At 62.2% G+C, this 1,598-nt stretch carries 1 protein-coding gene and 1 pseudogene; one reads left to right on the plus strand and one right to left on the minus strand.

Annotation, left to right across the window (positions count from 1 at the left end):
• Positions 1-98: 98 nt before the first annotated feature.
• Positions 99-1,011 (minus strand): annotated as a pseudogene (locus tag ACRDUX_RS24760) (CaiB/BaiF CoA transferase family protein); the annotation flags it as partial.
• Between the two features lie 274 nt (positions 1,012-1,285).
• Between ACRDUX_RS24760 and ACRDUX_RS24765 the strand changes: the two are divergent.
• Positions 1,286-1,598 (plus strand): FadR/GntR family transcriptional regulator (locus ACRDUX_RS24765; RefSeq protein ID WP_526417480.1); only part of this gene is annotated, 313 nt, incomplete at its 3' end.

Here is a 1,598-nt window from a genome sequence, read left to right on the forward strand (position 1 = left end):
TCGGTGTCCTGCAGCTACAGCGGTCGGTTCCGCGTCCCATCCCTGCCAAGAGCCCGAATCAACCAGCCCCGCAAGAACTTCCTGGGCTCCGGGTCGAGTCATTGGTTATTGATCGGTGATGCGGCGACCACGTTCTCGATGAGCCCGTTGTCGGCCCCGAGGACAGGGGGTGCGCTGTGGCAGCGATGGGTCAACTCGGCACCGTCGGAATCGAAGAATCGCAGCGGCGGGCCCGGAAGGGTTATCCTCCCGAGAGTCGCATGGTCAACCTCGATCAACAGTCCCTAGGATCTCGTCGGCTCCCACTCGTACACCTCCCGAAGGCTGCGAATCCGCCCGGCAGGCACACCGAGAAGATCCAGCTTTGTCAGCAACTCCTCGGTAGAGAACATCGAAAACGCCTGTTGCACCATAGTGTTCACCCGCTCGCCGTTGGTCACACGTTCAGCATTGGAGGTCACCCCCGGACTGAGTGCATCGAGATCAAACCCGTCGCAGAAGCATTTCCACAGGCCTTCGCTGCCGACAGCGATCTGAACGGCACCATCTGCGGTCGCGTTGCGTTCTTGCAGTGCCGCAAGGATCCCGAAGGCGCCGTACATGCCAGCGAGCAGGTCCGCGATCGGCACTCCGACGCGTTGTAGGTCGGTCGGGCTCGAACCGGTGAGTGACATCAATCCGGCCTCACCCTGAGCGATCTGGTCGTAACCCGCGCGAGCGGCTTCAGGACCGTCGTGACCGAAACCGCTGATCGACAGGACTACCAGTCGCTCGTTGAGTTCGGCCATCTGCCGCTGCGAGAACCCCAGTCGATCGAGGACACCAGGCCGGAAGTTCTCCATCAATACATCTGCGCGACAAACGAGTTCACGCAGATGCGCCTTTTGTCTCGTCTTTGAGGTCCAGGATCGCCGACTTCTTGTCGCGATTCGCGCACAAGAAGTACGTCGCCTCCCGCTCGGCGCCTACCGGAGTGCCGAAGGGCGGGCCCCACCGTCGAGCATCATCGCCGCGTGCGGACCCGCTAACTCACGGTCAGATCGATTATCACCAAGCCCACCGGGGCCGAGGAGGTGTGCGGACGGGAGGCGGAGTGGCGCACCAAGCGAAGTTCACAACCGGTGCATTCGATTGGTTTGATGGCGCAGTGGTCTGGTCAATCAGACAGTGGCCTGGCAGTATGTGCAAGACCTGAGTTCACGAAAGAGTGCAACTCGTGGTCAGTGCAACTGTGGGTGACAACGCTGCTCGCTAGGGTGTTTGCGTGGGGAGTGCAGGTGAGCCGGTGGTAGAGCAACTTCGCCGATTGGCGAGGCCGCGACTCTATGAAGTGATCGTCGAGCAGCTGTGCTTGTACATCGCCGACAACCACATGGCGCCCGGCGATCGGTTGCCAGCCGAACGGGATCTAGCGGCCAAACTCGGTGTCAGCCGCGCGTCCTTGAGCCAGGCGCTGGTTGCGTTGGAAGTACAGGGGGTGCTGGCGGTGCGTCACGGTGACGGCGCCATCCTGGTCCGCCAGCCGACTGAAGAGCGGGCCGTCAAAGCGCTGCGTGAGCACGCCGACCGGATCCCCGACATCATGGAGGCGCGAGAGG

This window comes from Mycobacterium sp. (assembly GCF_050701675.1).
Taxonomy (GTDB): Bacteria; Actinomycetota; Actinomycetes; order Mycobacteriales; family Mycobacteriaceae; genus Mycobacterium.